Source organism: Rhodanobacter sp. Soil772 (assembly GCF_001428385.1).
Classification (GTDB): domain Bacteria; phylum Pseudomonadota; class Gammaproteobacteria; order Xanthomonadales; family Rhodanobacteraceae; genus Rhodanobacter.
This window is the reverse complement of record NZ_LMSK01000004.1, coordinates 22,099-43,998: the sequence shown is the minus strand read 5'-3', so window position 1 is coordinate 43,998 and position 21,900 is coordinate 22,099. Positions and strand designations below refer to the sequence as shown.

Below are 21,900 nucleotides of genomic sequence, written 5' to 3'. Positions count from 1 at the left end.
ACGGCTCACAGCGCCGTCGCGGTACCGGAATGCGTCTGCTGGAAGCGGCGATGGTGGATCAGCAGGCCGCTGAAGTAGACGATGTAGTAGCCGACCAGCAGGCCGATCACCAGCATGGTCAGCGGACTGGCGGCGTAGCCCATCGGCGGCATCGCACCGGGCGCGGCCGACGCCTGCTGCATCTGCGGCCACACCACCATCAACCGCCAGCCCAGCCGGCCCAGCAGCAGCACGGTGAGCAGCGCACCGATCCACGGATTGGGCACGTAGCAGTCGCCCTTCGCCGGGTCGACCTCGAAGCGGGTCAGGCGCAGGCCGAGCAGGCCCAGCGCGCCACCGGTCAGTGCGCCACCGAGCAGGCCCTCGGCCAGTGCGACGTGGTGGAATCCGCTGAGCGCGAGCAGGCCGCCCATGATCGCGAACACCACGATGCGGAAGATCATCCGCTTGCGCCGGATCGGCTGACGACCGAACTGCCGGCTCACCCGCCGCCATACCATCCAGGCCAGCAGCGGCAGCATCACGAGGTATGGGGTCAGATGGGCGGGCATGGGCATCGTCACCGGATGGGTTGTGTCCAGCATAGTCGGCCGTGCCGTGGCTGACGACTGACGTTTGTCACCCCTCGTCCGTGCGGCAGGAGCGAGGCGTGCTACTTCGCCTTGCCCTGGTTCGCCACCGCGGCCATCTTCGCCGCGATCGCGTCGGCGTCGCCGAGGTAGTAGTGGCGCAGCGGCTTCAGTGCGTCGTCGAACTCGTACACCAGCGGCACGCCGTTGGGGATGTTCAGCTCCACGATCGCCTCGTCCGAAATGCCGTCGAGGTATTTCACCAGCGCGCGCAGCGAATTGCCGTGCGCGGCCACCAGCACGCGCTGGCCGGACTTGATCGCCGGCGCCAGCACCTCGTGCCAGTACGGCAGCACGCGCGCCACGGTGTCCTTCAGGCATTCGGTGTCGGGGATGTCCTTCGGATCGAGCGCCGCATAGCGCGGATCGTGCACCGACTCGTTCGCGGCCCGATCCAGCGGCGGCGGCGGGATGTCGTAGCTGCGCCGCCAGATCTTCACCTGGTCCTCGCCGTACTTCGCCGCAGTCTCGGCCTTGTTCAGCCCGGTGAGGCCGCCGTAGTGGCGCTCGTTGAGGCGCCAATCGGTGAGCACCGGGATCCACATCAGGTCCATCGCGTCCTGCACGCCCCACAGCGTGCGCACCGCGCGCTTGAGCACCGAGGTGTGCGCCACGTCGAAGCCGTAGCCGCCTTCCTGCAGCAGGCGGCCGGCCTCGCGCGCCTCGGCCATGCCCTGCTCGGTGAGGTCGACGTCGGCCCAGCCGCTGAAGCGGTTGTCGAGGTTCCACTGCGATTGGCCGTGGCGGATCAGGACGAGTTTGTGCATGGGGGCGCCCAACAGTGAGGAGTAAACCAGGAATGGTGCCGGCCGGCCCCCGGCAGCGTCAAATGCGGCCCCTGCCACAGGTCATGTCAAACCCTTGGCCCGCTGGCTGCATCCTAATGCGTGTACCCATCCACTGAAGACTCAAGGAGATTGCCATGCGTCGATTCCCGACGATCCTCATCCTGGCCGCACTGGTGCTGGGCCTGGGCCTGCCGCCGCTGGCCAGCGCGGGCGACAACGACATCGACAAGGTCAACGGCTCGGTGCAGGTCGCGGCCGGGCAGCAGGCCGGCGACGTCAGCACCGTCAACGGCGCGGTGCACGTCGGCGACGGCGCCAGCGTGCACGAGGCCAGCACCGTCAACGGCGAAGTCGAACTGGGCGACAAGGCGCAGGCGACCGAACTGGGCACGGTCAACGGTGCGATCAGCATGGGCGGCGCCAGCCGGGTCAGCGGCAAGGTGAATGCGGTCAACGGCAGCATCCATCTGGCTCGCGGCGCCGAAATCGGCGGCCGGCTGGAGAACGTCAACGGCGCCATCGTGCTGGACGGCGCCCACGTCGCCGGCGGCATCGGCACGGTTGGCGGCGACATCACGGTCGGTGCCGACTCGCGCGTCGAGGGCGGCATCCTGGTCGACAAGCCGAACAACGGCTGGTTCCACTGGGGCAGCGACCGCAAACCGGTGATCGTGATTGGCCCGCACGCCGTGGTGCAGGGCACGCTGGAGTTCCGCCGCGAGGTGGTGCTGAAGGTCAGCGACAGCGCGCAGATCGGTCCGGTCAAGGGCGCCACGGTGGAGAAGTTCAGCGGTGCGACGCCGTAAAGCTGGCTCCTACACCCAGTCGCGCGGCTTCAGGTAATCGGCCAGCTTCGCTTCGGCGGAGCCGGCTTCCGGCTGGTAGGCGTATTCGAAACGCACCCGCGGCGGCAGGCTCATCAGGATCGATTCGGTGCGCCCGCCGGACTGCAGGCCGAACAGGGTGCCGCGGTCGTAGACCAGGTTGAACTCCACGTAGCGGCCGCGTCGGTACAACTGGAATTCGCGCTCGCGCTCGCCGTACGGCGCGTCCTTGCGGCGCGCCACGATCGGCAGATAGGCATCGAGGAAACCCTGACCCACGTCACGCGTGAACGCGAAGCAACGCTCGAAGCCGCCCTCGTTCAAGTCGTCGTAGAACAGCCCGCCGACGCCGCGGGTCTCGTCGCGATGCTTCAGGTAGAAGTACTCGTCGCACCACTGCTTGTAGCGCGGATAGACGTCCGCACCGTACGGCGCGCACAGGTCGCGCGCCACCGTGTGCCAGTGCCGCACGTCCGCGTCCACCGGATAGAACGGGGTGAGGTCGAAGCCGCCGCCGAACCACCACACCGGCTCCACGCCTTCCTTGCTGGCCTCGAAGTAGCGCACGTTGGCGTGGGTGGTCGGCACGTGCGGGTTCTTCGGATGCAACACCAGCGACACGCCGGTGGCGATGAAGCTGCCGCCGGCCAGCTCGGGCCGATGCGCGGTGGCGCTGGGCGGTAGTGGGTGGCCGGACACGCGCGAGAAATTCACCCCGGCCTGCTCGAACACCGCGCCGTCGCGCAGCACGCGGGTGCGTCCGCCGCCGCCGGCTGCGCGTTGCCACGCGTCTTCCTCGAAGCGCGCCGTACCGTCGGCCTGTTCGATCGCGGCACAGATGCGGTCCTGCAGTTCGCGCAGAAAGGTTTCGGCCTGGTTGGCTTGCTCGCTCATCGTTCGACTCGTCGATTCAGTGGCGCAAGCTTAGCAAGTGCCCATGCACGAACGGCTGTGGCGCGGCGCCGCGCCGCCATGATCCAGCTCAACTGATTCGCGCCGCCATCCGCCGGTGCCCGATCAGCTGCGCCCAGCGCAGGCCCAGGTCGATCCACATCAGGTAGCTGGCTTCGAGCAGCAACAGGCCGAGGTAGCGCCGCTGCCGCGGCAGCGCCGGTTCGGCGGCAACCGGCAAACCGTCGAAGCCGAGCCGTCGCGCCAGCAGCAGGCAGCGCGCCAAGTGATAGCGGCTGGTCACCAGCGCCACCGGCGGCAGCCCGGCGTCGCCGGCCTGCGCCAGCAGCAGCCGGCGCGCGTGGCGCAGGTTTTCCAGCGAGTCGACCGAATCCTGCTCCAGTTCCACCCGCACCTCGCCGGCCAGGCCGTGCTGCTGCAACCAGGCGTGGCCGGCCGCCGCCTCGCTGCACTGGCCGCCGCTGCAGCCGCCGAGCAGCAGCAGGTGGTCGGTCTGCCGCTGCTCGGCCAGGCTCAGCGCGCGGCGCAGGCGCTGCTGGTAGTCGTGCTCCGGCAGATCGCACTCGAGCCGGCGGCCGAACACCAGCGCGACCATCCGTCGCGGCGGCACCAGCGGGCTGCGCGCGGCGACGCGGCAGACGTGGATCAGGTAGCCCAGCCAGACCAGGCCCGCGCTCAGCACCAGCGCCAGCACGGTCACCAGCGCGGCATGCTGCACGTCGCGGTCGCGCAGGTAGCGCCAGGGGCTTCGGGATACAGACATGGGCGGCGTGAAAAGGCGGTGGGACGAGCCAGCTTAGCCGGCCGTGCGGTTCGCGGCATCCTCATGCCGCCGGGGTTACGCTGAATACCCCGCTTGGCGTGGGCCAGCCGCAGGCTAGGCATTCTGCGGGGTCAACGTTAGGCTTTCCTGATGCCCACTCTCATGACACCCCTCGCGGTCACCGCGTATACCGCCACCTCCGCCATGGGCAGCGGCCTTGCAGCGCAGCTCGACGCGCTCGAACACGCGCGCAGCGGGCTGCGCCCGAACGACATCAGCAGCGCGCCGCTGGCCTGCTGGATCGGCCGCGTCGACGGCGTGGAAGACGTCGCCCTGCCCGCCACCCTGCGCGCATGGGACTGCCGCAACAACCGACTGGCCTGGCTGGGCCTGAACCAGGACGGCTTCCTCGAACGCGTGCACGCCGCGCGCACGCGCTACGGCGCCGACCGCGTGGCGCTGCTGCTGGGCACCTCCACCGCCAGCATCGGCGCCACCGAGGAAGCCTATCGCCGGCTCGATGCCGACGGCGGCTTCGCCGACGACATGCTACGCCCGGCGATCCACGCGCCGCACTCGCTGGCCGCCTTCGCCGCCGCCGCGCTGGAACTCGAGGGCCCGTGCCTGACCGTCTCCACCGCCTGCTCGTCCAGCGCCAAGGTGTTCGCCAGCGCCGAGCGGATGATCCGCCTCGGCCTGGTCGATGCGGCGGTAGTCGGCGGCGTCGACACCTTGTGCGACAGCGTGCTGTTCGGCTTCAACGCGCTGGAGCTGGTGTCGCCCGAACCGTGTCGCCCGTTCGACGCCGCGCGCAACGGCATCTCGATCGGCGAGGCTGCCGGCTTCGCCTTGCTGGAACGCGTCGACGTGGCGCCCGATGCGCCGCGACTGCTCGGCTACGGCGAGGCCAGCGACGCGCACCACATGTCCACCCCGCACCCGGACGGCCTCGGCGCCGAGCTGGCGTTGAACGACGCGCTGGCGCGCGCCGGCCTCGACGCGGCCCGGGTCGACTACATCAACCTGCACGGCACCGCCAGCCAGAAGAACGACGAAGTCGAGGCGGCGCTGGTCGGCCGCGTCTTTCCGGCCCGCACGCGGGCCAGCTCGACCAAGGGCTTCACCGGCCATACGCTGGGCGCGGCCGGCATCGTCGAGGCGACGATCGCGCTGCAGGCGATCGAGCACGGCCTGGTCCCCGGCAACCTCGGCGGCGGCACGCCCGACCCGATCTGCGGCGCGCACTTCGCCTGGCGCAATGAACGCCAGCGCGTCGACGTGGCGCTCAGCAACTCGTTCGGCTTTGGCGGCAACAACGCCTGCCTGGCGTTCGCCCGTGCGGGATCTGCCGCATGAATACGCTGCGCGTCCACGTCGAAGGCGTCGGCCTGTGGTCGCCGCAACTGGCCAACTTCGCCGCGCTGCGCGCGTTGCTGGCCGGCACCACCCCGCCCGTGCCGCCGCCGCGACCGGCCGCCGCCAGCCTGCCGCCGAACGAACGCCGGCGCGCGCCGGAAAGCGTGCTGCTGGCGGTCGAGGTGGCCGGCCAGGCGGTGGCGATGAGCGGCCGCGATGCCGCCGCGCTGGCCTGCGTGTTCGCCTCCGCCCACGGCGACCAGGCGATCACCGACTACATGTGCGCCACCTTGGCGCAGGCGCCCACCGAGCTGTCGCCGATCCGCTTCCACAACTCGGTGCACAACGCCGCGGTCGGCTACTGGACCATCGCCACCGGTTGCCACGCGCCATCCACCGCGATCTGCGCCCAGCGCGCCAGCTTCGGCGCCGCGCTGCTGGAAGCGGCCAGCCAGGTATTGGCCGAGCAGCGTCCGCTGCTGCTGGTGTGCAGCGACACCGCCGGCAGCGGCCCGCTGGGCGAAGTCACCGGCTGCGCGCAGGCGTTCGGCTGCGCGCTGGTGCTGGCGCCGCAAGCCGGCCCGGCGACGCTGGCCCGGCTCGACCTGCAACTGGGCACCGCGCCCACCGACGTACCCTTGCCGGAACCGCTGCACGGCTGGCGCGCCGGCAACCCGTCGGCCGCCAGCCTGCCGCTGCTGGCCCTGCTGGCCAGTGCGGGCGGACACTGCGAACTGGCCGCTGCCGCTACACTCGGCTTGCGGATCGACATGGAGAACGTCGCTTGAACACTGCCGTGGCGCGCTGGTGCGTGCTGATTCCCTGCCTCAACGAGGAGGCTGCGATCCAGTCGGTGGTCGAATCCGTGCTGGCGCTCGGTGCACCGGTGATCGTGATCGACGACGGCTCCGACGACCGCACCCCGGACATCGTCGCCGCGTTGCCGGTTACCCTGCTGCGCCACGAAGAACGCTGCGGCAAGGGCGAGGCGCTGCGCCACGGCTTCCGCGAAGCGCTGCGCCAGGGCTACGACGCGGTGCTGACGATGGATGGCGACGGCCAGCACCTGGCCAGCGACATTCCGCGCATCGTGGCGGCCGCCGCACAGTATCCCGGGCACATCGTGATCGGCGCGCGCCTGCTCGATCGCGAGCAGCAGCCGAAGGGCCGCCGGCGCGCCAACGCGGTCGCCGACTGGGGCATCTCGTGGGCCTGCGGGCAGCCGGTGGCCGACACCCAGAGCGGGCAGCGCTGGTATCCGCGCGCGGCGCTGCAGCTGGTCGACCTGCCGGCGGAAAACTTCGTGTTCGAGGCGGCGATCCTGATCGCCGCCTCGCGCGAGAAAAAGCTTGGCGTGGTCTCGGTGCCGATCGCCTCGCGCTACCACGGCACGTTCCGTCCCAGCCACCTCAAGCCGGTGCGCGACGTCACCCGCATCACCACCTACACGATCGGCCGGGTCCTGCACTACGGCCACATCGTCGCCAGCCATCGCCGCTCGCGCGCGGCACCGCTCATCGTCGACGATCCCGCAAACTGACGTTGCGCGGCGGCCATCGCCTCGGGGACGATGGCCTGGCGCCGACCCGGTTACTGCAGGTCGCCGAGCATGCCGTCCTTGCCGGGCTGGGCCAGCCAGCCGGCAATGTCTTCCCCAAGCGCCCGGACGGTGCGCCCGAGCACCGAGCAATTGCCCTTGAAGCCACCGAACGCGCCGCCCATCGAATTGCGCCGGCCGATGAAATTGCCGACCTCAACGCCATCCTGATAGAGCCTGCCCTTCACCGTGGTGTAGGTGTGATGGCCCAGGAATGCGTTGCCATCGGCCACCGAATCGGTGATCTCCAGCACCAGCGCACGGCCCGCCGAATCGGCGCTGACCTGCGCCGCCTGCGTCACGGTCACGCCGTTCTCCTGCCCGTACTTCTTGATGAAGCCAGACAGCTTCTCGCCAAGCTGGCATTCGCGCTTGATCGCACCCGCGATCACCGCATCCTGCGCGAAAGGAACCACCGTCGGCACGCTCACTGCGGCAGGCGCCGCGATGTTGTCGGCGGCATGGGCAACGGAAACAGCGCCGCACAGCAAGGCGGCGAAAACAAGAACAGTCTTGCGCATCAGACATCCTCCGTGATGGAGCCCCCTGGCTCCGTCCGCACAGTATGCCGGCTCGCTGCCGCTCAGCCCATCGCGCCGTTGACGCCGATCAGCTGGCCGTTGATGTAGCCGGCCGCGTCCGAGCACAGGAACGCGACCAGCGCGGCGACTTCCTCCGGCCTGCCGGCGCGCTGCGCGGGCACCAGCTCGCGGATGCGTTCGGGCGGGAACGCGGCATCGGCCATGCGCCCCTCGATCACGCCGGGCGCGACCACGTTGACGGTGATCCCGCGCGAGGCCATCTCGCGCGCCAGCGACTTGCTGGCGCCCACCAGCGCGGCCTTCGCCGCGGCGTAATTGGTCTGGCCGCGATTGCCCAGCTGCGCCGCCGCCGAGCCGATCGAAACGATGCGGCCGAAACGCGCGCGCGCCATCGGCAGCAGCAGCGGCTGGGTGACGTGGAAGAAACCATGCAGCGAGACGTCGATCACCCGGTGCCACTGCTCGTCGCTCATGCCGGCCATCGGCGCGTCGTCGTGGATGCCGGCGTTGTTGACCAGCGCGTGGACCGGCCCTTCGGACAGCAGAACGTCCAGCGCGGCACGGGTCACTTCCGCGTCAGTGACGTCGAACGCCAGCGCCTGCGCGCTGCCGCCCGCAGCAACGATCGCCGCGGCGGTTTCCTCGGCCCGGGTCAGGCTGTGATGGCCGTGCACGATGACGTGCCAGCCGGCCACGGCGAGCGCGTGGCAGATCGCGCCGCCGAGCTCGCCGCTGCCGCCGGTGACCAGGGCGCGGCGCGCGGGATGGGCTTCGGACATGGCAGACCTCGCAGGTAAATCAGCGGGAAGAATGAATGACCGCGGCGCGACCGCTGGCGAGCAGGCGGCCGCGGTGCTCGACGCGGAACGCATACTGCGCGCCGCCGTCGTCCGCGTAAAGGCATTCGGCATGGACGTCCAGATGGCCGCCGAGCCGATCGACGTATTCCTCGAACAACTGCACGTCGCGCAGGCTGACCAGCATGCCGGGACGCACCGTCTCGCTGCCGCGCGCACGTGCCAGCAGCGCGCCGTGCACTGCCATCGCCTGCGCGCCGTATTCGGCCAGGTGCACGGCGTGCAGGCCGTGCGCGCCGCGCAACGGGTTGTCCGCGCGCGCATGGTTTGCACTGATCGCGTAGATCGTGCGTTCGTCCCACGCCAGCACCGCATCGAGCAGGCACATCGTGCCCGCGTGCGGGATCAGGTGCGCCCAGTCAGTCTTGTCGAGCATGCGGCGCCATCAGGATCGACAGGCAGAAGTGGAACGCCACGCCCAGGCTCACGGTGAGCCCGATCGCACGCAGCACCGGGATCGTCGCCCACGCCAGCATGCCGAACACCAGCAGTGCGGACAACACACAGACAAGGGTGGCGTGCAGGGTGCGTCGCTGCTCGGCCGGGTCGCCGGTGTCGCGCTCGAAGAACAGCGCGTAGTGCAGACCGAGGCCGCCGGCGAGGATCAGCGCGACCAGGTGGAACAGCGAGATCTCGACACCGGCCACGCGCTCCACCGCCAGCACCAGGAAGGTGGCCAGGGTCATCGGCGCCAGCACGTGCCAGGCGCGGCGCAGGCTGCGCAGGGCGAACGTGATGGTCAGCACCAGCAAAATCGCGGCGACCAGCAGGGCCTGCAGGATGCGCGTGCGGTAGTCGACCACCAGCGACTCCGAGGCTGCCTTGAGGTCGAGCAGGCGCACCGTGCCGTTCGTGTTTTCGCCCAGCGCCTGCAGCGCGTCCGCATCGTGCACGCCGCTGACCGTGCCCAGGCCCAGCCAGTGCCCGTCGCGCTCCACCAGCATGGCGGCGAGGCGCTGGCCCAGCGGCGTCTGCGCGTAGCGTTGCGGCGTCAGTGGTGGCAGCGTGCGCGCGGTTTCCACATCGTCGACGAACGGCTGGAACAGGTCGGCACGGAACGGCAGGCCCTGCAAGGCTTCGTCCAGCGCGTGCTGCAGCGTGGCGCGATCAGGCAGCTCCTGCTGGCGTTCGCGCTGCAACGCTACTGTCGGCAGATAGCGCGACGGCAGTTCCAGCGCGTCGGCCGCGTGTTGCGCCAGCAGTGCATCGACGCGCGGCTGCAGTTGCTCCGACAGCGCCAGCACGCCCTGCTCGGTCGGCGCCTGCAGCACCAGCAGGTAGCGCACGTCGGGCGCGCCGAGCGCCTCGCGCAGGCGCGCGTCGTGCTGCAGCAGATCCTGCGGCAGCGGAGTCAGCGCGGCGAGGTTGTTCTGCCAGAACGGCGCCGGTGCGAGCGCCAGCATCAGCACGATCGCCACGGCGACCGCCACGGGAATCCAGCGCGGCCGCGGCAGCCGGTCGACCACATCGCGTGCACGCGCCAGCCAGCGCATGTCGGCGACGTCGCGCACGCGCCGCGGCAGCAGGTGCGGCAGCAGGTAGCGTGTGCTGAAGCCGGCCACCAGCAGGCCGACGATGGTGAACACGGCCAGCTGCTTCAGCCCGTTCACGCCCGACGCGTAGAACGCCAGGTAGGCGATGCAGGCCGAGGCGATGGCGGTCAGCAGCAGCGGCCACAACGCGCGCACGCTGTGCACCGCATCCTCGCCGGCGCGGCGGTGGCTGAGCACGCGGATCGGGTATTCCTGCGCCACGCCGAGCAGGGTGAAGCCGAACGCCAGGGTGATCCCGTGTACTTCGGGAAACGCCACGGTCAACGCGGCGATGCCGGCCAGCGCGGCGCTGGCGATCGGCAGCGCCGACAGCAGCAGCGAGCTGAAGCTGCGATACGCCAGCAGCAGCAGCGCGATGAAACCCACGGTGGAGATGCGCCCGATCCAGTCGGCCTGATGCCGCGTCTGTGCACCGACCACCACGCTGAAATAGCCCGGCCCGCTCAGTTCGAGCTTCGCGCCGGCACTGCCGGGCAACGCATGAAAGGCCTGGCGGATGCCGTCGATCGCCTGCTGCTGCGCGCCCGGGTCGAACCCGGCAGCCACCGTCTGCACCAGCAACAGCGCTTCGTCCTGCGGCGAGAACCACACGCCCTCGCGCAGCTCCGGCGATTTCGCCGGCGCCCACAACTCGGCCAGCTTCAGCACCTCCAGCGTGGGGTCGCGCGGCAACAGACCTTTCAGCAGACTGGCGGCCGGTGAGGAAAGATCGTCCAGCCGCTGCTGCAGCTGGTCGGCCAGATACGCCTCGTCCAGCGGCTGCGTGTCCAACGTGGGCGACAGCAGGTAGCGATACGGCAGCAGGCTGGCGTCCAGCGCGCCGAGATCGAAGCTGCCATTGAGCGCCTGGCTGTAGCGTTTGTCGTTCTTCAGCGCCGCGGCGAGACCCTGGCTCAGCGCCGCCAGCTGTTCGTCGGACTGGCCAGAGATGGACAACAGCAGCAAACGCGAACCCGGCCCCTCGCCGACCTGCTCCATCAGCAGGCGCTGGTCCGGCGTGGTCGGCGCGGGCATGAAGCTGCGCAGGTCGGTGCTGACGTGCAGCCGCTGGCTGACCATCCAGCCGAGCCCGGCCAGCGCCAGCAACCATCCGATCAGCAGTGCCGCGCGTGCGCCCCGACGCATGCTCAGGGCGCGCTCTGACACAGCGCCTGCAGCGCTTCACGGGTGGGCTCGGCCGGCATCTGCGCGGCCAGCGGGCCGAGCAGGTCGACCGCGAGATCGCCATCGGCTTCCTGCATGTGCATGCAGCGCGAGGCCTTCGCGTAGCCGTCGATGCGGATGCTGGCGACGGTCTTCGCCACGCGAGCGTCGCGCGGCACCAGGGTCAGCGTCCACGCGCCGGCGGCGGCGCCGCCCTGGCGGATCTCGAACGCCTGCTGCAATCGTGCGGCGTCGCCGCTGAGCAAGGCCACGAAGCTGTCCAGCAGCACCTGCAACTGCGGCGCACGCTTCAGCGAAAAGTGCCGCGGACTCTTGCCGGCGCGCTGCTGGGTCACCTCGCCGTCGGCGATGGTGGACGTTTCCTGCTGCGGGTGATCGACGCGCCGCTGCAAGCGGTCGCCGCCGAGCCACGACAATTCGCCGGAAACCACCAGCGGCCGGTCGAGCACCTGCAGGAAACGCGCTTCGGCGAAGGCGGTATGCGCGGGCGCGGGCTGGCCCAGGGCCGCGATCAGCGCCGGCGCGGACGACGCTGCCGGCGCCGGCTCAGACGCCGACGCGCTCGCCCACAGCGGCAGCAGCAGGCCCGTCAGCCACAGGCGCGTCTTGCCAGAAATCATAGAAGTTGAACCAGTTGTAGGGAGCGACATGGATGTAGTGTTCCAGCCGTTGCGCGTAGCGGGCAATCAACGCATCCAGCGCCGGGCCGCGATCCTGCCGCGGGATCTGCACCTGGTCGCTGAACGGCTCGAAGACCAGCTTGTAGCGGTTGCCGCCCAGGTACAGCCCGAAGCACAGTACCACCGGCACCTGCAGCGTATGCGCCAGCAGCCACGGGCTGATCGGGAACGGTGCGGAAGAACCGAGGAAACCGGTGCGCCGCAACACCTCGTGGCCGCGGCCGCGATCGGCCAGCATCGCCACCAGCGCGCCGTCGTGGCAGGCCTCGGCCATCGCCAGCGCGATCGTGGTGCCGTCCTGCGCCGCGTCGATCACGCAGGCGCCCACGTCGGGCGCCAGCGCTTCGAGCAGCTCGGTCATCGCCGGGGTCTTCTGCTTGTCCAGCACCACGCGCAGCGGCATCTCCGGCCGGCGCGCGCCGATCGCCCGCAGCGCCTCGAAACTGCCCTGGTGCGAGCCGAACAGCAGCACGCCGCGGCCCTGCGCGATGCGCTGGTCGAGCAGGTCCAGACCCTCGGTCTCGATCTGGAACGGCTGCTCGCCGTGCGCGAGCAGGAAGATCCGGTCCAGGATCGTCGCGGCGAAACAGTGGATGTGCTTCAGCACCTGCCACGTCGTGGCCGGCCGGCCGAACGCGCGCTGCAGGTATTGCCGCGAGGCCTGCCGTTCCGGCCCGCGACGCAGGAAGAAGTACAGCGTGATCGGGTACAGGCACAGCCGGCCCATGCGGCGCCCGCCGTACAGCGCGATCGTGCGGATCAGCCAGATCGCGAAACGTCCGCCGCCTTCCGGTCGGCTCTGCCAGTGTGCGTGCGTGCTCATGTCGTTCCCTCGACCAGGCCGCGCGCCAGCAGGATGCCGTCACGCCGGATCTCGAAACGCGCCCGCGCGCCGTCCGCGGCGGTCAGGCGCAACGTGGCGGTTTCTTCCGGCAGCAGCGGCGCCGCGAACTTCGCTTCCAGCACGCGGCCCAGCCGCTGGCCGCGCCAGGCGCGCAGGGCCAGCGCCACCTGCTCCAGCAGGACCACCCCCGGCACCAGCGGCGCACCGGGAAAGTGGCCGGGCAACGCCGGATGCCCCGCGCCGATGCATAGCGCCTGTTCGAAGCCGGCGGTCATGGCGCCACCGCGTGCTTGCCGCGCAGCAGTTGCGGCCAGTGCAGCACCAGCTGCAGCAACATGTCGTGCAGGCCAGGATGATGCAGATGGCGCAGGCGCCAGCGGCGATAGGCGTATTCCAGCAGGAACGCCACCGCCAGCAGGATGTAGCAACCCAGGTGCAGCCACGTCGCGGCCCAGCGCTCGGGCACCTGCAGTGGCGCGGCGATGCCGGCGCGCGCCAGCAGGCCGTTGTGGTCGGCGCACAGCAGCAGCACGCTCAGCAGCAGTGCCTGGGCGCCCAGCAGCAGCGTCCAGAACCAGGTGATCTGGCGCGCGTAGGCGGCCACGCCCGGTTGCTGCAGCCGTTCGGCGCCTTCGATGGCAATGATGAAACGCGCCACCAGCGGCTCGGACGTGCCCAGCGTGCGGCCGAACCAGCCCGCCAGCAGCGCATTGATCAGCACCGGCACCGCCTCCAGCAGCAAGTCGGCAAAGCCGTACCGCCACGTCCACAGCAAGCCGGCCAGTACGCCCGACCACCACAGCCACGGCGCGGCGCGGCGCGTCAGCAGGTGCGGCAGCATCAGCACGGTCAGCAGCAGGGCCAGCGCCAGCAGCGCGAAGACCTGCCGATGCGTCACCGCGCCGGCGATCGCCAGCAGCGGATAGGCCGGCAGCAACAGCAGGCCGTAGCGCCGCGTCGTGCCGTCAAGTGGTGAAGAGGACGTCATGCCGGGTTCCGCGCTGGCTCCGTCGAAGCCGCCAGCCTGCCACCGGCGCCGGAACACGGCGTGACAGAAGCGACGTCGATGCGTCGATGCGCCCGCTTCAACCGACGCGGTTCTTCTCGACATGCGCGGACAGCGTGCGCAGGCTGGTGAAGATCTGCCGGTTGTCCGGGTTGTCCGAGCGCAGCTGGAAGCCGTAGCGCTTGGACACGGCCAGGGCGATCTCCAGCGCGTCGATGGAATCCAGGCCCAGTTCGCCGCCGAACAGCGGCGCTTCCGGGTCGATCTGTTCCGGGGTCACGGTCTCGAGATTCAGGCATGCCACGACCAAGGTGGCCAATTCGTGCTGTGCCGCTGTCTGTTCCGCCATGCTCGATTCCGTACACTGGATACATTGCCTCCCCCCGGTGGCAGTGGGCGCGGAGTGTAACATAGCGCCCTTGTCGTCCCCGGTTGCACGCAATGATGCAGGGCTGTGAAAACCCCCAGATCGACCCGCAGCCGCGCCGCGCGCCGCGGGTGTCCTACCGCATGGCCGAGGTCGCCGCGACCCTGGCCGAACCCGGCACGCTGGCGCTGTTCGGCTTCGGCGCCGGCACCCCGGCCAGCAGCGACCCGCGCTACCTGCAGGTGGCGCTGGAAACCTTCGACGCGCCTGCGCCGCTGGAACTGTGGCAAGTCGACACGCCGGTCAGCAGCGGCAGCGACGGCGCGCTGCGCTGGTCGGCCGGCGGCGGCTGGCTGTTCGTCTCGATCGAACTGGACGAGCGCGAACACGGCGGCCCCATCGCCACCGCCCGGCTGGCCTACGAACAGCTGCACCGCTTCGTCGCCACGCGCGAGGCGCAGCACGTGCTGCGGGTCTGGAATTATCTCGGCGCGATCAACCACGGCAACGGCGACGCCGAGCGCTACAAGCACTTCTGCGACGGCCGCGCCAGCGGCATGGGCGACTTTTTCGCCGAAGGCTTCCCCGCCGCCACCGCGATCGGCCATCACGGCGACCCGCACCGGCTGCAGGTCTACCTGCTGGCCTGCGACCAGCCCGGCCAGCGGGTGGAAAACCCGCGCCAGGTCAGCGCCTGGCGCTACCCGCGCCAGTACGGCCGCACGCCGCCCAGCTTCGCCCGCGCGATGGCGCTGCCGGCGCAGGACGTGCTGGCGATCTCCGGCACCGCCGCCGTGGTCGGCCACGCCTCGGCGCACCAGGACGACCTCGACGCCCAGCTGGAAGAAACCCTGACCAACCTCGAAGCGCTGCTGGCCAGCGCCGGCATGGCTGCCGGCTTCGACACCCGCTCGCCGCTGAAGGCCTACGTGCGCCACGGCGCCGACGCCGCGCGCGTGCGCGACTTCCTGCAAACTCGCCTGCCCGGCGTGCCGGCGCTGCTGCTGCACGGCGACATCTGCCGCAGCGAGCTGCTGGTGGAGATCGACGGCTGGCGCTACGCCTGACAGCCGGGATTCGGGATTTGAGATTCGGGATTCGGGATTCGGAAAAGCGAGGACTTGCGCCGCGGCTTCTGACTTTTTCCGAATCCCGAATCCCAAATCCCTATTCCCGGCTTTTCACCGGCCGCTTCCAGCCCTCGAACGTCTGCTGCCTGCCACGCGCCACGGTGAGTTCGCCTTCCGGCGCGTCGCGGGTGATCACCGAACCGGCGCCGATGGTGGCCAGTGCGCCGATCGTCACCGGCGCCACCAGCGCGCTGTTGGAGCCGATGAAGGCGCCGTCGCCGATGCGCGTGGTGAACTTGTTCACGCCGTCGTAGTTGCAGGTGATGGTGCCGGCGCCGATGTTGACGCCGCGGCCCACCACGGTGTCGCCGAGGTAGGTGAGGTGGTTTGCCTTGCTGCCTTCGCCGAGGCGGGTTTTCTTGGTTTCGACGAAGTTGCCCACGTGCACGCCGCCATCGAGTTCGGTGCCGGGGCGCAGCCGCGCGAACGGGCCGATCGTGCAGGGGCCGTGGGTCACCACGCCGTCCAGGTCGCAGTGCGACTGCACCACGCTGCCGGCCGCCAGCTGCACGTCCTTCAGCCGGGTGAACGCGCCGATGCGCACGTCGTCGCCGAGCACCACGCGGCCTTCCAGGATCACGTCGATGTCCAGCTCGACATCGTGACCGGCCTCGACCGTGCCGCGCACGTCGATGCGCAAGGGATCAGCCAGGCGCACGCCAGCGGACATCAGCGCGCGCGCGGCGCGCTGGCGATACGCCGCTTCCAGCTCGGCCAGCTGCAGCGGATTGTTGGCGCCGGCGGCCTCGATCGGGTCGACGCACTCGACGCTGAGCGCGGCCCGGTTTTCCGCGGCAGCCATGCGGAAGATGTCGGTCAGGTAGTACTCGCCCTGCGCGTTGTTGCGATCGAGCCGGCCGATCCAGCCTCGCAAGGCCTGTGCCTCGGCGACCAGGATACCGGTGTTGACCAGGTTCACCGCACGCTGGTCGGCATCGGCATCCTTCTCTTCGACCACCGCGCGCACGCGGCCGTCGCCGCCGCACAACACGCGGCCGTAGCCGTGCGGATCGGCGAGCCGGGTGGTGAGCAGGCTGAAACCGCCTTCGGCCGCCACCAGCTGCTGCAGTGTCTCGACCCGGGTCAGCGGCACGTCGCCGTACAGCACCAGTACGCCCACGCCATCGGGCACGCCGGCCAGCGCCTGTTCCACCGCATGACCGGTACCCAACCGCTCCGCCTGCAGCGCCCAGCGCAGAGCCTGCCCCGGACTTGATCCGGGGTCGCCCTGGCCGGCAAACGCGGCCTGCACCTGCTCGCCGCCATGGCCGTAGACGACGTGGATCATCGCCGGCTGCAGCGCGCGCGCCGCAGCGATCACGTGCGCCAGCAAGGGCCGGCCGGCCAGCGGCATCAACACCTTCGGCCGGTTCGATTTCATCCGCGTGCCGGCGCCGGCGGCGAGGATGATGACGTGCAGCGGAGCATGGTTCATGGTCGTCGGCCTTGTCGCGTCTCGATCAAAAAGCATAGCAGCCAGATCTGTCCTGGCGATGGCAGGCCACGGCTCAGGGATGCGCGGCGCGCGATGCCTCGGTGGATACGGACGATTTGCCGCCGTGGCATTCGAAGCGGAACACGTAGCTCAGACTGAACGGCTTCGTCTCGCTGTCCACCACGTGGCTGTTGCCGTCGGCATCGGCAGCCCAGTGGTCGATCGTCAATGGACTGAACTGCCACTGCAACGCGGCCACGCGCACCGCGTCGATGAATGCGTGTCGGCCCGCATCGGCCTGCGCCTCACCCGTCACACGCACTTCGCCGACCTTGCCCTGCCCGTCGACGATCAGCAGTGCCGGCACTTCCTGCGGCGGCGGGCAGCGGGCGAGCAGACTGGGCGGATACGCCGGCGTCACGCGCTGGAACGGCGTGCCGCCACTGGAGACTTCGCCCAACGCCAGCTGGTAGCGTGTCGTGCCGGGCGGCACCACGGCGCGCCACGATGCCTCGCCCGTGGCGGACGGCGGCGGCGGCAGGGGCGGCGTGGTGGCGCAGCCGACAAGGGTCAGCAACAGTCCGCTCCATGCGTACTTCAGCCGCGTCATCGTCATCATCCCTGTCTGCCCAAAGCTGCATCGTGCCGATGCAAAAACGCCGGCACAAGGCCGGCGTCCTTTTCTGAAGTGTCCATCGAAGCGACCGCTTCATCCATGAGTGCGGCCACGGACGGCCGCCCGCTTGACCTTCGCGATCAGAGATGAGCGCAAAAATCAGTGCTTGAGGTTCTTGCGCAGGCGCTCCAGCGCCTGCAGCTGGGTCATCGCCTCGACCAGCTTGGCCTGGGCCTCGGCGATTTCCATCGCGTCGGTGCGGTTCGCCAGCGCGTCTTCGGCTTCCTTCTTGGCGCGCTGCGCGGAGGCCTCGTCCAGGTCGGCGGCGCGGGCCGCGGTGTCGGCCAGCACGGTGACCACCTGCGGCTGCACTTCCAGCATGCCGCCGGAAACCCAGAACTGCTGGCGCTCGCCACTGGCCAGCAGCACGTCGACGTGGCCCGGCTTGAGACGGGTGATCAGCGGTGCGTGGCGCGGCGTGATGCCGAGCTCGCCGATTTCGCCGGTGGCAACGACCATCGTCGCGTCGCCGGAGAAGATCTCGGCTTCGGCACTGACGATGTCGACGCGAATGGTGTGGGTCATGATTCTCTCTCGCTACGCTCGGTCGAACGGGATTCGGGATTAGGGATTCGGGAATCGTCAAAAGCGCGGTGATGCTGCTTTGCCGATTCCCTATTCCCTATTCCCGGCTAAAGGATCAGGCGGCTTTCTTGGCACCCATCTCTTCCGCTTTCTTGATCGCCTCGTCGATGCCGCCGACCATGTAGAACGCCTGCTCCGGCAGGTGGTCGACGTCGCCATCGACGATCATCTTGAAGCCGCGGATGGTTTCCTTCAGCGACACGTACTTGCCCGGCGAACCGGTAAACACCTCGGCCACGTGGAACGGCTGCGAGAAGAAGCGCTCGCACTTGCGCGCACGCGCCACGGCCTGCTTGTCCTCTTCGCTGAGCTCGTCCATGCCGAGGATCGCGATGATGTCCTTCAGCTCCTTGTAGCGCTGCAACGTGCCCTGCACCTTGCGGGCGACGTCGTAGTGCTCCTGGCCGATCACGTTCGGATCGAGCTGGCGGCTGGTTGAATCGAGCGGATCCACGGCCGGGTAGATACCCAGGCTTGCGATGTTGCGGCTCAACACCACGGTCGCGTCCAAGTGGGCGAAGGTGGTGGCCGGCGACGGATCGGTCAGGTCGTCCGCGGGCACGTAGACGGCCTGGATCGAGGTGATCGAGCCGGTCTTGGTCGAGGTGATGCGCTCCTGCAGCACGCCCATTTCTTCGGCCAGGGTCGGCTGGTAGCCCACCGCCGACGGCATGCGGCCGAGCAGCGCGGACACTTCGGTACCGGCCAGCGTGTAGCGGTAGATGTTGTCGACGAAGAACAGCACGTCGCGACCCTTGCCGTGTTCGTCCTTCTCGTCGCGGAAGTACTCGGCCATGGTCAGGCCGGTCAGCGCGACGCGCAGGCGGTTGCCCGGCGGCTCGTTCATCTGGCCGTATACCATCGCGACCTTGTCGAGCACGTTGGAGTCTTTCATCTCGTGGTAGAAGTCGTTGCCCTCGCGGGTACGCTCGCCCACGCCGGCGAACACCGACAGGCCTTCGTGCGCCTTCGCGATGTTGTTGATCAGTTCCATCATGTTGACGGTCTTGCCGACGCCGGCGCCGCCGAACAGGCCGACCTTGCCGCCCTTGGCGAACGGGCAGACCAAGTCGATCACCTTGATGCCGGTTTCCAGCAGGTCGTTCGCGGCGGCCTGGTCGGCGTAGCTCGGCGCCTCGCGATGGATCACCCACTGATCCTGCTCGCCGATCGGGCCGGCTTCGTCGATCGGATTGCCGAGCACGTCCATGATGCGACCGAGCGTCTTCTTGCCGACCGGCACCTTGATGCCTTCGCCGGTGTTGCGCGCCTGCAGGCCGCGCTTCAGGCCTTCGGTGGAACCGAGCGCGATCGTGCGCACGATGCCGTCGCCGAGCTGCTGCTGGACTTCCAGCGTGATCGCGGTGCCGTCGATTTTCAGTGCGTCATACACCTGCGGCACCTGGTCGCGCGGAAACTCCACGTCGACGACCGCGCCGATGATCTGAACAACTTTGCCCTGGCTCATTGGGATAACTCCACCTGGTAACTTGAATGTTTGTTGGGGATTCGGGATTCGAGATTCGGGATTTGGAAGAGCCGGAGCGCGCTTGACGCTTCTACGAATCCCGAATCCCGTCTCCCGAATCCCGTCTGGATCAGACCGCTGCTGCACCGCTGACGATTTCCGAGATTTCCTGGGTGATCGCGGCCTGACGCGCCTTGTTGTAGACCAGCGTCAGCTCGTCGATCACCTTGTTCGCGTTGTCCGACGCGCTCTTCATCGCGACCATGCGCGCGGCGTGCTCGCTGGCCAGGTTCTCCAGCGCCGCCTGGTACACCACCGACTCGATGTAGCGGGTCAGCACGTGCTCCAGCACGGTCTGCGCGTCCGGCTCGTAGATATAGTCCCAGTCGTGGCTCGCCTCCAGCTTGACTCCGGCATAGGCCGACTCGCCTGCTTCCTGGTGCGCTTCCATCTCCGAAGCCACCAGCGGCAGCGGCAGCAGCGCGTCGATGGTCGGCTTCTGCGTCATGGTGTTGACGAAGTCGTTATAGGCGAGGAACACGCGGTCCAGGCCGTTGGCCTGGTAGGCGTCCATCATGACCTTGATCACGCCGACCAGTTGCTCAAGCTTGGGCTTCTCGCCGAGGTGGCTGACGCTGCCGACCAGGTTAACGCCCTTGAGGCGGCGGAAGAACGCCACCGCCTTCTGGCCGATTGCCACCACGTCGACCTGCACGCCCTGCTTCTGCCATTCGGCGATCGTCGGCAGCAGGCGGCGGAACAGGTTGGAGTTGAGGCCGCCGCACAGGCCGCGGTCGGTCGACACCACGATGTAGCCGACCCGCGCCACGTTGTCGCGCTGGACCATGAACGGATGGCTGAAGTCGGTGCTGGCCTGCGCCACGTGCGCGATCACCTTGCGCATCGAGCGCGCATACGGACGCGAGGCCTTCATCAGATCCTGCGCCTTGCGGATCTTCGAGGCCGAGACCATCTCGAGCGCGCGCGTCACCTTGCGCATGTTCTGCGTGCTCTTGATCTTGGTTTTGATTTCGCGTCCGCTGGCCATTTTCTACTCGCTCGCTTTGCTCACTCGTGGGATTCGGGATTGGGGATTCGTAAAAGCTGCGAACTTGAGCTCTGCCGAATCCCGAATCTCAAATCCCGATTCCCGGCTTCTCTTACCAGCTACCGGTCTTCTTGTACTCGTCCAGCGAGGCCTTGAAGGTCGCCTCGATGTCCTTGTCCCAGTTGCCGGTGGCCACGATGGTCTTCATCAGGTCGGCGTGGTTCTGGTGCATGAACGCGTGCAGGCCCTTCTCGAACGCCAGCACCTGGTTCACCGGCAGGTCGTCGAGGTAGCCCTGCTCGGCGGCGTACACCGACAGCGCCAGCTCGGCGATCGACAGCGGCGAATACTGCTTCTGCTTCATCAGCTCGGTGACGCGCTGACCGCGGTCCAGCTGGGCGCGCGTGACCGGGTCCAGGTCCGAGGCGAACTGCGCGAACGCGGCCAGCTCGCGGAACTGCGCCAGGGCCAGCTTCACGCCGCCGGACAGCTTCTTGACGATCTTGGTCTGCGCGGCGCCGCCGACGCGAGACACCGAGATACCGGCGTTCACGGCCGGACGGATGCCGGCGTTGAACAGGTCGGTCTCCAGGAAGATCTGGCCGTCGGTGATCGAGATCACGTTGGTCGGCACGAACGCCGAAACGTCGCCGCCCTGGGTCTCGATGATCGGCAGCGCGGTCAGCGAACCGGTCTTGCCCTTCACTTCGCCGTTGGTGAACTTCTCGACGTACTCCTCGGACACGCGCGAGGCGCGCTCGAGCAGACGGCTGTGCAGATAGAACACGTCGCCCGGATACGCCTCGCGGCCCGGCGGGCGCTTCAGCAGCAGCGAGATCTGGCGATACGCCACGGCCTGCTTGGACAGATCGTCATAGACGATCAGCGCGTCCTGGCCGCGGTCGCGGAAGTATTCGCCCATCGCGCAACCGGAGTACGGCGCGACGTACTGCAGCGCGGCCGACTCGGACGCCGAGGCGACCACGATGATGGTGTTGGCCAGCGCGCCGTTCTCGTCGAGCTTGCGCACCACGTTGGCGATCGACGAGCGCTTCTGGCCGATCGCGACGTAGATGCACTTAATGCCGGAATCCTTCTGCGCGATGATCGCGTCGATCGCCAGCGCGGTCTTGCCGGTCTGGCGGTCGCCGATGATCAGCTCGCGCTGGCCGCGGCCGACCGGGATCATCGCGTCGACCGACTTGTAGCCGGTCTGCAGCGGCTGGTCGACCGACTTGCGCCAGATCACGCCCGGCGCGACCTTCTCGATCGGTGCGTTGAGCTTGGCGTTCAGCGGGCCCTTGCCGTCGATCGGGTTGCCCAGCGCGTCGACGACGCGGCCGAGCAGCTCGGGGCCGACCGGCACTTCGAGGATGCGGCCGGTGGTCTTGGCGGTGTCGCCTTCGCGCAGATGCTGGTATTCGCCGAGCACCACGGCGCCGACCGAGTCGCGCTCGAGGTTCAAGGCGAGGGCAAACGAATTCCCCGGCAACTCGATCATTTCGCCCTGCATCACATCGGCGAGGCCGTGGATGCGCACGATGCCGTCGGACACGCTGATGATCGTGCCCTCGTTGCGCGCTTCCGCGCCGAGCTTGAACTGCTCGATGCGGCTCTTGATCAGTTCGCTGATCTCGGACGGATTCAAAGTGGTGCTGGACATGGCAAGTTTTCCT

24 protein-coding genes are annotated in these 21,900 nt (G+C 68.9%); 5 read left to right on the top strand and 19 right to left on the bottom strand.

Annotation, left to right across the window (positions count from 1 at the left end):
* Nucleotides 1-5: 5 nt before the first annotated feature.
* Entirely contained in the window at nucleotides 6-551 is a 546-nt protein-coding gene (locus ASG75_RS14110; RefSeq protein WP_056390849.1) for a hypothetical protein, read from the bottom strand.
* Nucleotides 552-652: 101 nt separating this feature from the next.
* On the bottom strand, nucleotides 653-1,396 hold the full coding sequence (gene gpmA / locus ASG75_RS14105; RefSeq protein ID WP_056390847.1) for a 2,3-diphosphoglycerate-dependent phosphoglycerate mutase: 744 nt from the start codon (nucleotides 1,394-1,396) through the stop codon (nucleotides 653-655).
* A 155-nt stretch (nucleotides 1,397-1,551) separates the two neighbouring features.
* Here gpmA and ASG75_RS14100 point away from each other — a divergent pair, with 155 nt between their 5' ends.
* Entirely contained in the window at nucleotides 1,552-2,223 is a 672-nt protein-coding gene (locus ASG75_RS14100; RefSeq protein WP_056390845.1) for a hypothetical protein, read from the top strand.
* 9 nt (nucleotides 2,224-2,232) lie between these two features.
* On the opposite strand, the gene hemF is transcribed toward ASG75_RS14100, so the two are convergent.
* Nucleotides 2,233-3,135, bottom strand: coding sequence for an oxygen-dependent coproporphyrinogen oxidase (gene hemF / locus ASG75_RS14095; RefSeq protein ID WP_056390842.1), 903 nt, complete (start codon nucleotides 3,133-3,135; stop codon nucleotides 2,233-2,235).
* Between the two features lie 88 nt (nucleotides 3,136-3,223).
* On the bottom strand, nucleotides 3,224-3,916 hold the full coding sequence (locus ASG75_RS14090; RefSeq protein ID WP_056390840.1) for a YdcF family protein: 693 nt from the start codon (nucleotides 3,914-3,916) through the stop codon (nucleotides 3,224-3,226).
* A 162-nt stretch (nucleotides 3,917-4,078) separates the two neighbouring features.
* Here ASG75_RS14090 and ASG75_RS14085 point away from each other — a divergent pair, with 162 nt between their 5' ends.
* From ASG75_RS14085 to ASG75_RS14075, 3 genes are read left to right on the top strand one after another with little or no spacing between them, the layout of a single operon-like run.
* Nucleotides 4,079-5,272, top strand: coding sequence for a beta-ketoacyl-[acyl-carrier-protein] synthase family protein (locus ASG75_RS14085; RefSeq protein WP_056390831.1), 1,194 nt, complete (start codon nucleotides 4,079-4,081; stop codon nucleotides 5,270-5,272).
* Nucleotides 5,269-6,060: a beta-ketoacyl synthase chain length factor gene (locus ASG75_RS14080; protein ID WP_056390829.1), complete on the top strand. Its 792-nt coding sequence runs from the start codon at nucleotides 5,269-5,271 to the stop codon at nucleotides 6,058-6,060. The genes ASG75_RS14085 and ASG75_RS14080 overlap by 4 nt, the downstream gene beginning before the upstream one ends.
* Nucleotides 6,057-6,812 (top strand): glycosyltransferase family 2 protein, encoded by a 756-nt coding sequence (locus ASG75_RS14075; RefSeq protein WP_056390826.1) that lies wholly within the window; start codon nucleotides 6,057-6,059, stop codon nucleotides 6,810-6,812. Before ASG75_RS14080 ends, ASG75_RS14075 begins: the two co-directional genes overlap by 4 nt.
* A gap of 50 nt (nucleotides 6,813-6,862) precedes the next feature.
* Here ASG75_RS14075 and ASG75_RS14070 read toward each other — a convergent pair whose 3' ends face one another.
* The 9 genes from ASG75_RS14070 to ASG75_RS14030 all read right to left on the bottom strand — a co-directional run bounded on the left by ASG75_RS14070 (nucleotide 6,863) and on the right by ASG75_RS14030 (nucleotide 13,864).
* A complete protein-coding gene (locus ASG75_RS14070; protein ID WP_056390824.1) occupies nucleotides 6,863-7,390 on the bottom strand; it encodes a hypothetical protein in 528 nt (175 codons plus the stop codon).
* A gap of 62 nt (nucleotides 7,391-7,452) precedes the next feature.
* A complete protein-coding gene (gene fabG / locus ASG75_RS14065; protein ID WP_056390821.1) occupies nucleotides 7,453-8,190 on the bottom strand; it encodes a 3-oxoacyl-ACP reductase FabG in 738 nt (245 codons plus the stop codon).
* A 19-nt stretch (nucleotides 8,191-8,209) separates the two neighbouring features.
* Nucleotides 8,210-8,644, bottom strand: a complete 435-nt coding sequence (locus tag ASG75_RS14060; protein WP_056390818.1) for a hypothetical protein — start codon at nucleotides 8,642-8,644, stop codon at nucleotides 8,210-8,212.
* Nucleotides 8,628-10,946, bottom strand: a complete 2,319-nt coding sequence (locus ASG75_RS14055; protein ID WP_200935713.1) for an MMPL family transporter — start codon at nucleotides 10,944-10,946, stop codon at nucleotides 8,628-8,630. The genes ASG75_RS14060 and ASG75_RS14055 overlap by 17 nt, the downstream gene beginning before the upstream one ends.
* A 2-nt stretch (nucleotides 10,947-10,948) precedes the next feature.
* Complete coding sequence (locus ASG75_RS14050; protein ID WP_056390812.1) at nucleotides 10,949-11,605, bottom strand: LolA-related protein; 657 nt, start codon at nucleotides 11,603-11,605, stop codon at nucleotides 10,949-10,951.
* Nucleotides 11,532-12,488 carry an acyltransferase gene (locus tag ASG75_RS14045; protein ID WP_056390809.1) on the bottom strand — a complete coding sequence of 319 codons (957 nt, stop codon included), beginning with the start codon at nucleotides 12,486-12,488 and terminating at the stop codon, nucleotides 11,532-11,534. Before ASG75_RS14045 ends, ASG75_RS14050 begins: the two co-directional genes overlap by 74 nt.
* Nucleotides 12,485-12,784 carry a hypothetical protein gene (locus ASG75_RS14040; protein ID WP_056390806.1) on the bottom strand — a complete coding sequence of 100 codons (300 nt, stop codon included), beginning with the start codon at nucleotides 12,782-12,784 and terminating at the stop codon, nucleotides 12,485-12,487. The genes ASG75_RS14045 and ASG75_RS14040 overlap by 4 nt, the downstream gene beginning before the upstream one ends.
* Nucleotides 12,781-13,497 carry a hypothetical protein gene (locus ASG75_RS14035; protein WP_056391358.1) on the bottom strand — a complete coding sequence of 239 codons (717 nt, stop codon included), beginning with the start codon at nucleotides 13,495-13,497 and terminating at the stop codon, nucleotides 12,781-12,783. The genes ASG75_RS14040 and ASG75_RS14035 overlap by 4 nt, the downstream gene beginning before the upstream one ends.
* A 97-nt stretch (nucleotides 13,498-13,594) precedes the next feature.
* Complete coding sequence (locus ASG75_RS14030; RefSeq protein ID WP_056390803.1) at nucleotides 13,595-13,864, bottom strand: phosphopantetheine-binding protein; 270 nt, start codon at nucleotides 13,862-13,864, stop codon at nucleotides 13,595-13,597.
* A gap of 92 nt (nucleotides 13,865-13,956) precedes the next feature.
* Between ASG75_RS14030 and ASG75_RS14025 the strand changes: the two genes are divergently transcribed.
* Nucleotides 13,957-14,949 carry a hypothetical protein gene (locus ASG75_RS14025; RefSeq protein WP_056390798.1) on the top strand — a complete coding sequence of 331 codons (993 nt, stop codon included), beginning with the start codon at nucleotides 13,957-13,959 and terminating at the stop codon, nucleotides 14,947-14,949.
* A 100-nt stretch (nucleotides 14,950-15,049) separates the two neighbouring features.
* Here the strand turns inward: ASG75_RS14025 and glmU are convergent, their stop codons facing one another.
* The 6 genes from glmU to atpA form a co-directional block, all read right to left on the bottom strand.
* Entirely contained in the window at nucleotides 15,050-16,447 is a 1,398-nt protein-coding gene (glmU, locus tag ASG75_RS14020; protein ID WP_056390795.1) for a bifunctional UDP-N-acetylglucosamine diphosphorylase/glucosamine-1-phosphate N-acetyltransferase GlmU, read from the bottom strand.
* 73 nt (nucleotides 16,448-16,520) lie between these two features.
* Nucleotides 16,521-17,057 (bottom strand): hypothetical protein, encoded by a 537-nt coding sequence (locus ASG75_RS14015; protein ID WP_082547637.1) that lies wholly within the window; start codon nucleotides 17,055-17,057, stop codon nucleotides 16,521-16,523.
* 165 nt (nucleotides 17,058-17,222) lie between these two features.
* The gene (locus ASG75_RS14010; protein ID WP_056390789.1) at nucleotides 17,223-17,648 is read right to left on the bottom strand and encodes a F0F1 ATP synthase subunit epsilon; all 426 of its coding nucleotides are present in this window, start codon (nucleotides 17,646-17,648) and stop codon (nucleotides 17,223-17,225) included.
* A 115-nt stretch (nucleotides 17,649-17,763) separates the two neighbouring features.
* On the bottom strand, nucleotides 17,764-19,176 hold the full coding sequence (gene atpD, locus ASG75_RS14005; RefSeq protein ID WP_056390786.1) for a F0F1 ATP synthase subunit beta: 1,413 nt from the start codon (nucleotides 19,174-19,176) through the stop codon (nucleotides 17,764-17,766).
* Nucleotides 19,177-19,306: 130 nt separating this feature from the next.
* Entirely contained in the window at nucleotides 19,307-20,224 is a 918-nt protein-coding gene (gene atpG / locus ASG75_RS14000) for a F0F1 ATP synthase subunit gamma (RefSeq protein ID WP_056390783.1), read from the bottom strand.
* 112 nt (nucleotides 20,225-20,336) lie between these two features.
* The gene (gene atpA / locus ASG75_RS13995; protein WP_056390780.1) at nucleotides 20,337-21,887 is read right to left on the bottom strand and encodes a F0F1 ATP synthase subunit alpha; all 1,551 of its coding nucleotides are present in this window, start codon (nucleotides 21,885-21,887) and stop codon (nucleotides 20,337-20,339) included.
* Between the last annotated feature and the right edge of the window lie 13 nt (nucleotides 21,888-21,900).

Excerpts from the sequence above, each read along its gene's own strand:
- ASG75_RS14110 (WP_056390849.1), bottom strand. The coding sequence starts at position 551 with ATGCCCGCCCATCTGACCCCATACCTCGTGATGCTGCCGCTGCTGGCC.
- gpmA (WP_056390847.1), bottom strand. The coding sequence starts at position 1,396 with ATGCACAAACTCGTCCTGATCCGCCACGGCCAATCGCAGTGGAACCTC.
- ASG75_RS14100 (WP_056390845.1), top strand. The coding sequence starts at position 1,552 with ATGCGTCGATTCCCGACGATCCTCATCCTGGCCGCACTGGTGCTGGGC.
- hemF (WP_056390842.1), bottom strand. The coding sequence starts at position 3,135 with ATGAGCGAGCAAGCCAACCAGGCCGAAACCTTTCTGCGCGAACTGCAG.
- ASG75_RS14090 (WP_056390840.1), bottom strand. The coding sequence starts at position 3,916 with ATGTCTGTATCCCGAAGCCCCTGGCGCTACCTGCGCGACCGCGACGTG.
- ASG75_RS14085 (WP_056390831.1), top strand. The coding sequence starts at position 4,079 with ATGACACCCCTCGCGGTCACCGCGTATACCGCCACCTCCGCCATGGGC.
- ASG75_RS14080 (WP_056390829.1), top strand. The coding sequence starts at position 5,269 with ATGAATACGCTGCGCGTCCACGTCGAAGGCGTCGGCCTGTGGTCGCCG.
- ASG75_RS14070 (WP_056390824.1), bottom strand. The coding sequence starts at position 7,390 with ATGCGCAAGACTGTTCTTGTTTTCGCCGCCTTGCTGTGCGGCGCTGTT.
- fabG (WP_056390821.1), bottom strand. The coding sequence starts at position 8,190 with ATGTCCGAAGCCCATCCCGCGCGCCGCGCCCTGGTCACCGGCGGCAGC.
- ASG75_RS14060 (WP_056390818.1), bottom strand. The coding sequence starts at position 8,644 with ATGCTCGACAAGACTGACTGGGCGCACCTGATCCCGCACGCGGGCACG.
- ASG75_RS14055 (WP_200935713.1), bottom strand. The coding sequence starts at position 10,946 with ATGCGTCGGGGCGCACGCGCGGCACTGCTGATCGGATGGTTGCTGGCG.
- ASG75_RS14050 (WP_056390812.1), bottom strand. The coding sequence starts at position 11,605 with ATGATTTCTGGCAAGACGCGCCTGTGGCTGACGGGCCTGCTGCTGCCG.
- ASG75_RS14045 (WP_056390809.1), bottom strand. The coding sequence starts at position 12,488 with ATGAGCACGCACGCACACTGGCAGAGCCGACCGGAAGGCGGCGGACGT.
- ASG75_RS14040 (WP_056390806.1), bottom strand. The coding sequence starts at position 12,784 with ATGACCGCCGGCTTCGAACAGGCGCTATGCATCGGCGCGGGGCATCCG.
- ASG75_RS14035 (WP_056391358.1), bottom strand. The coding sequence starts at position 13,497 with ATGACGTCCTCTTCACCACTTGACGGCACGACGCGGCGCTACGGCCTG.
- ASG75_RS14030 (WP_056390803.1), bottom strand. The coding sequence starts at position 13,864 with ATGGCGGAACAGACAGCGGCACAGCACGAATTGGCCACCTTGGTCGTG.
- ASG75_RS14025 (WP_056390798.1), top strand. The coding sequence starts at position 13,957 with ATGATGCAGGGCTGTGAAAACCCCCAGATCGACCCGCAGCCGCGCCGC.
- glmU (WP_056390795.1), bottom strand. The coding sequence starts at position 16,447 with ATGAACCATGCTCCGCTGCACGTCATCATCCTCGCCGCCGGCGCCGGC.
- ASG75_RS14015 (WP_082547637.1), bottom strand. The coding sequence starts at position 17,057 with ATGACGCGGCTGAAGTACGCATGGAGCGGACTGTTGCTGACCCTTGTC.
- ASG75_RS14010 (WP_056390789.1), bottom strand. The coding sequence starts at position 17,648 with ATGACCCACACCATTCGCGTCGACATCGTCAGTGCCGAAGCCGAGATC.
- atpD (WP_056390786.1), bottom strand. The coding sequence starts at position 19,176 with ATGAGCCAGGGCAAAGTTGTTCAGATCATCGGCGCGGTCGTCGACGTG.
- atpG (WP_056390783.1), bottom strand. The coding sequence starts at position 20,224 with ATGGCCAGCGGACGCGAAATCAAAACCAAGATCAAGAGCACGCAGAAC.
- atpA (WP_056390780.1), bottom strand. The coding sequence starts at position 21,887 with ATGTCCAGCACCACTTTGAATCCGTCCGAGATCAGCGAACTGATCAAG.